General features: G+C 41.5%; 5 protein-coding genes. 4 read left to right on the forward strand and 1 reads right to left on the reverse strand.

Going from position 1 to position 6,742, the window contains the following annotated elements:
* Both LDL35_RS13725 and LDL35_RS13730 read left to right on the forward strand, forming a co-directional pair.
* The coding region (locus LDL35_RS13725; RefSeq protein WP_304023443.1) for a hypothetical protein at positions 1 to 283 on the forward strand (283 nt) is incomplete at its 5' end.
* Between the two features lie 100 nt (positions 284 to 383).
* Positions 384 to 1,106 carry a hypothetical protein gene (locus LDL35_RS13730; protein WP_304023445.1) on the forward strand — a complete coding sequence of 241 codons (723 nt, stop codon included), beginning with the start codon at positions 384 to 386 and terminating at the stop codon, positions 1,104 to 1,106.
* 40 nt (positions 1,107 to 1,146) lie between these two features.
* On the opposite strand, the gene LDL35_RS13735 is transcribed toward LDL35_RS13730, so the two are convergent.
* Positions 1,147 to 2,424 carry an APC family permease gene (locus LDL35_RS13735; RefSeq protein WP_304023447.1) on the reverse strand — a complete coding sequence of 426 codons (1,278 nt, stop codon included), beginning with the start codon at positions 2,422 to 2,424 and terminating at the stop codon, positions 1,147 to 1,149.
* A 532-nt stretch (positions 2,425 to 2,956) separates the two neighbouring features.
* Between LDL35_RS13735 and LDL35_RS13740 the strand changes: the two genes are divergently transcribed.
* Positions 2,957 to 4,759: a PKD domain-containing protein gene (locus tag LDL35_RS13740; RefSeq protein WP_304023449.1), complete on the forward strand. Its 1,803-nt coding sequence runs from the start codon at positions 2,957 to 2,959 to the stop codon at positions 4,757 to 4,759.
* 150 nt (positions 4,760 to 4,909) lie between these two features.
* Positions 4,910 to 6,742 (forward strand): methyl-accepting chemotaxis protein (locus LDL35_RS13745; RefSeq protein ID WP_304023451.1); only part of this gene is annotated, 1,833 nt, incomplete at its 3' end.

Genomic DNA, 6,742 nt, shown 5'->3' on the forward strand with positions numbered 1-6,742 from the left:
ACGCTCTTCCGATTATGGGTGGACCGGAAGAAAGCTTCATCGATATTTCATTGAATCTGAACTGGATACAACAATAGAGGTTGAACCAGTCGTAATGCAAGATTTTCCGACGATACGCCGTGCGATGAATTTTGATAATTTTATTGCAGGAGCAGTGCAGAATGGAAAAATGTCACAGATCCAGGCTGATGAACTGATGGATGGTTTTCAAAAGGCTGGAGAAAAGGGGACATTTTTCTTCTCATATATGATATATCGGGTGATAGGGAAAAAGAGGAAATAATCTCAAACAATCAGATTTTTCCCTACTCTTTTGTAGATTTTTTTGACATACCTCACTCAATCACCTTGAAATACTTACATTTCCGATGATCATATCATCAATGATGCATGGAAAAAAACATCACTGGATAGCCTGGCATCCAACGCGGGATACGGTTGTCGCAATGGTTACTGCACTTATTATGATCTGCGGAGGATATTACCTGATGGTTCATCTTCCGGAAGGAATCATGAAACAATCATATTCATTTCTCTTCACCGTCTTTCTGGTTGTCTTCCCGCTCTGGTGGTTATACAAAAACCACCAGGATATCCTTCAGGAAACCGGGATAAAGAAACAGGGGCTCATGCTCAGCCTGTTAATCAGTATCCTGCTCGCTATTTTTTTCCTGTACTTTGTACTTATGCGGTATGGTTCATATGGAGATGCTCTTATCCCTCATTTTCTGACAAACGGACTCATTTTATGGGAACCGTTCTTTCTCTTCGCATGGCTGCAGATTCGGTTTGACAAGGCGTTTGGAATTCTTCCGGGCATTCTGCTCACGGGATGTGTGCTTGGTGCATATCATATCGGAACATACCCGGCTTTAATGATCCTTGTCCTCATGGGATTTGGATGGATATTTGCCGCACTCTTCCGGATAACCATGAATCTTTTCATTATGTGGCCGCTCACCTGGAGTATTTCATCAGCAGAAGGGACACTAAAAGGAGGGTTTTTACTCGGATGGGATGAAGCATGTATGGCCGGGATGGTGTTATGTATACAGATTCTGGTTATACTCTACCTATGGAACAGGCAAAAAACAGAATTGTTATAGGTATCAGAAAATTCTATATCAGAGACACAAGTACCCCTTATCACAAGTCATTTGAGAGATTTTCCTTACTTTTCCGCTTTCTTATCAGGAAAATACCCCAAATGAGGATAATACCTATAGGAAATAATATCGCCCATGATACAAAAAGCAGGATACATGATGTTAATATGAGTGAAATCCCACTCAAATAGAATGCACACCGGCTATCTTTGAGTAATACCATCCCGGCTGCACAACCTCCGACATATGTTAAGATAAATGTTGAATTTGGGAGTTGAATAAGAAATGCCAGAGAGAGAAGACCGGTACTATACATGAGAAATATTACTGAAAAACATCCGGCCAAAAAAATAAGCCCTCCGATGTGGGTATAATATCGCTCTGATAACCGTGCAAGATATGACGGTGCATACCCGGTAACGGCAAGAGAGTAGGAAAGCCGGGATGCTGCTCCAATGTAGGATATGGATGGTGCCAGACAGACAAATAATCCTGTCAGTCCTGTAAGAATCATGCCAAACTGTCCAAATGATCCCTTGATCAGATACACGAGTGAAACATCCGATATTCCCGGTCCATACATCCCGGTTCCAACAACAACATATGCAGTGAGAAGATACAGACTTCCGATAATGACTGAGGCGATGATCGTGCCCCTGACTACATCCCGCTTCGGATCTTCAAACTCTTCGGCAATATGAGTCACGGCTTCCCAACCAATATAACTCCAGAAGAGTAAAGTTGATGCATACCCGATACTCATCCATCCGTTTGGGATGAACGGAGTGAAATGCACCGGGTCCACGGTCCGATAACTCCCGATACATGCACCGACCAGAATACATATGGTCCCAAGAACGACAACAATCTGCACCTGACTGCTGACCCGCATACCGATGTAATTAAGAAATAGTCCCACCAGAATAATTGAGATCGCAATAAGAATTCTGAAAACTTCTAAAACCCCAAACGCAGCAGCAATATATCCGGCCCCGGTTAATGCAAGGATTGGAACACCAATAATTCCCGAAACCAGGAAAAACCATCCGATAAGTGCTCCGAGCTGCTCATTAAAAGCCAGAGTTACAAAATATGAAACTCCCCCGTCATTTGGAAACCGTGCCGAGAGAAAGCCCATGGTAAGTGCCATGGGAAACGCAAGAATAATAATGAAAACCCATGAAAGGAGAGATCCAGGGCCAGCAATCTCTGCAGATAGTCCTGGAAGGATGAGTACTCCACAACCCAGAACTGAACCGACATAGAGCGCAACGATGTGATGAAGGCGAAGAGAGGAACGCTCAGTCGGGTGGATCATAAATGACTGAGATATTGACCTGGTTATACGATAAAGAATCTCATACCTCTCAATTGTATACCGTTTCAGGAACGCCCTAATATTTGGGAAAAGATTACTCTATTATCAAGCGATTGCAACTCTAAACAATATGAACCATAATTGTATTATTTCGGATATATATCTAACATTTTCTCATGAGAATAAAACATTTATTCATTCATCATTACACGAATACTTAAATAATATAAACTGATTATCATCTTTCATCTGTCAGTAAAGACGTAATAAAATACTGTATTTTCGACAGATTTTGTAAAAGATCTCATATATGGGGTGAAATTCTATGAAATATAATTTGAATAAGTATTCAGAAATCCATCTGTTAATCCTGGTTTCTTTATTCATACTATTGAATATCGAAGGAGTTATCGGTGAACCTACCGAGTTGACCGTAAAACCAGAGATTATTTTTGAGACGGGTCTTTCATTTTCAGAATGTTTCAGTACTGGGTGTGCATTATCTAACTGGTATACGTGTGATGATACTGCAATGAAAAATCCCCTTTCCTGGAAACCAGATGTGGAGCCGTACTTTCAAAAAACCTTTGAATTTGTTACTCCCGAAGAAGGATGGATATGGTATGAACTGGAATCTGAAGTTCCTTCTGGTGCAACAAAGCCAATTGAAATTTCCTCCATTGTGTATAAGGATGATAAAGGGGCCTTTGTTGATGGAACTTTTTCTGGCAGAATTACCAAAAATATCATGGGAAAGACTTCTCTTTCTAGTGATAAACCAATAACTGAAGCGAAGGTCATGTACCAGAAGACGAGAGTATATCCCGGGACTTTTGTGGGACCAGCAGAATGGAGAATTACCGTTAAATCTCCCTCAAACTGGGGATGTGGAATGCCCTACTCTCTCACTGCAGTCATCCCAGGCGAGGGGAAACTGACGGTAAAATTTGTACCAAAATCATCATATCTGACAGATACCATAACCCCGACGAGTACTCCGACTCCAGATGTTACCATTACACAGACCCCGACCACGACACCTTGTTTATGTACAGCCTGTTTTTCTGCTATTGCAACATCCAGTCGCGGATCAATGGCATCAGGAGAAGTGCCCCTGACTATTGAGTTTACCGATTGTTCCTATCCTCGCCCGGTGTCATGGATGTGGGATTTTCAGGACGGGAGTTACTCTACTGAACAGAGTACTGTGCACACGTTCACCATTCCAGGAAAATATGAACCAACGCTATCAGTCACCTGTGAAGGTGGATGTACAGATACCATTAGTCAGAGTATAGAGGGATTTACACCGTCAGATACCTCCTGTCCGGTATCTTTTACCTTCACGGTGAATCCAAATAATCCTAAAGAAGTAACTCTGAAACCGATAATTCCCTGTGAAGGAGCTCAGGGTGTGAGGTGGAGATTTGGAGATGGATTTGGAACAGAATATCTATCCACGGTAAGTACTAATTCACACGATCCATATACACGGGAATATGCTGAGTATGGCACGTACACGGTCACTCTTGAAGTGATCTTTTCAACAGAAACGAAGAGTTCAACGCAGACTATTCTCATATCTCCTACACCTGGGACAGGAATTCTACCGGCCGCATCAATATCCGGTCTTCCACCACTCACCTTCACGACAGTATCAAAAATTTCAGATAGTATTGAAACATATTCCGTTGATCCATCGGGCAATATCATAACGATAGATCCAACCCAGGGAACAGTGATACGGATTAAACCGGATGGGACGAAAGATATTCTTGCCAGCGGTATAAATAAACCGCGATTTCCGACCTTGGATCAAGATGGGAATATCTATGTAGGAACGTTTGATGGGACAATCCTGAAAATTACTCCGGATGGGAGTATAACTACGTTTGCTTCAAATATCTGGAGCCCGCAGGGAATGGGATTTGATGCTCAAGGCAATTTGTATGTTGCAAGTGGATATGATGGAAATATTTACACAATCGGTTCAAAGGGGATTATAAGCACCATCAATTCGGGATTTAGTCATCCCTTACATCTCGCAGTCGACCCTGAAGGAGATATCTATATAGCGGAGAGTAGGGGATCTGTAATTACCCGGCTTACTCCTGACGGAGGATATGGAATATTTGCAGACATAGGAAGACCGATAAAGGGAATGGCGAAAACCGGCGATATCCTCTATGTCACCTATGATGATACTATTGCGTCGATTGACAAATTTGGCTCCATAACACCACGTATGAGCGGACTATCAGATCCATCCTGGATATCTATTCGTGATAATATGGTGTATGTCACTTTGGCTGATGGGACTGCCGTCCTCCAATAACCATAATAATTTTTCTCATGAAATTAACAACAGGCATCACATGCTAATCCAATAATACGCTTTAGTAGTACATTTATCTGATATTAGGCAACCATAATCTATTTACCTTCCACGGATAGGTAGTAATAACCGAACGACAGGGGGTACGGTATGTTTCTTGATAACATTCCAATGAAAAAGAAACTGATTGGTGGATTTTTATGCGTCATCTTTTTTGCTATCATCATTGCCCTGGTAGGGTACCTGGCAATGGGTGATATGGCAGAACAGGCGAAAATAATGTATGATGATAATCTCGTTTCTTTAGAACAATTGTTAAATGCCGATAATAGTTTTCTCAATATCAGAATTAACATTTACAAAACAGTATTTGCAAAAGATGAACGTAAAGATAAATTTGCAGAGATTGATGATGAGATTGTTAATATAAAAAGTAAAATAGAAGCATATAAGAGTCAGTCACTATCTTCTGAAGAAGCCGCACTTATCGAAGAATTTGAGAAAAATTGGCCGGTATTTGAAACAAACCTTCGAAAAATTATAGATGATATGAATAATGGAAGGGAAGAAGCGGCATTAGAAGGAATATATAGTAAAAATTTCGCTGTTCCCAGAGATGCAGCCCAGGATGCTCTTGATAATCTGGAAATATATAACAAGGAAAAATCAAAACAGATGAGAGATGATATCGTTAAAACCTACCAGGAATCATCACTCTTGTTTTTTGTTATTGTCCTGCTGACTCTGATTTTTGGAATCGGCCTTGCATTAGTTCTTACCAAAAGTATCACCGGTCCGCTTTCACGGGCAGTCACCATGATTCAGGAGATGAATAAAGGTCATCTGGGAATACGTCTTGATATGATCCGGAAAGATGAGATCGGTCAAATGGCAGAAGCAATGGATTCTTTTGCGAATAATCTTCAAAATGAGCTTATTGGATCTATGCAGAAGATAGCACGGGGAGAAAAGGTATCACATATCCCGATTGTGGATAAGAAAGATGAGATAGGTCCTGCACTCCGTGTTACCGCCAATACCATCAGTAATCTTATTGACGAGACTCAAAAACTGGTTTTTGCAGCAAAGGAGGGAAATCTCTCAGTAAGAGGCGATGAGTCTGGTTTCCAGGGTGGTTACAGGGATATTATCAGAGGGTTTAATGAAACTCTGGAAAACCTGCTTGTTCCAATAAATGAAGCTATGACCCTTTCCAAAGAATATGCAGGAGGAAATTTTTCAGCCCGGTTTTCTGAAGAGATAATCGTGAAAGGAGATTTCATTCCTTTTAAAAATGCCCTGAACACCATTGGAACAGATACCGGCTCATCCATCCTGCATGTCAGACAGGAGGTTGAATCACTTCTTGGTACCATGGAGGAAACAAATGCCAGTTCTGAGGAGATTGCTGCCGGATCAAGAACTCTTGCATTAAATGCAAATCATGTCAGCGATCTTTCTGAAAAATCCCTCCATGGTATAGAACAGATCTTAAGTGCCATGAATGACCTTGCAGCGGCGGTTTCATCTGTTGCAACAGAGACAACAGATGTTGCAGGACTTACGCAGAAAACCAATAATCTCTCGATAGAAGGAACAAAACTGGTTCAGAAAACCGGCGAGGGAATGAAGAATATCAAGGACTCCTTTGAAGAGACAAATCAGGTTGTTCAGGAAATCGATGAACAGATGGGTGAGATAGGCTCTATTGTTGAACTTATCAGTGGCATTGCGGATCAGACAAATCTTCTTGCATTGAATGCAGCAATTGAGGCAGCGAGGGCAGGAGATGCAGGGCTTGGTTTTGCTGTTGTTGCAAATGAAGTAAAAGCTCTTGCAGAAGAATCAAGAGTATCTGCTGAGCGGATTGCAGGTCTTATAACCATCCTGCAGAAAAAGTCGAAGAATGTCACAACCTCCATGAACCGTTCTCTTGAGGATGTAACAACCGGTGATGCGGCTGTGCAGGAGATGATGACCATC

Source organism: Methanospirillum hungatei, assembly GCF_020216685.1.
Taxonomy (GTDB): Archaea; Halobacteriota; Methanomicrobia; order Methanomicrobiales; family Methanospirillaceae; genus Methanospirillum; species Methanospirillum hungatei_B.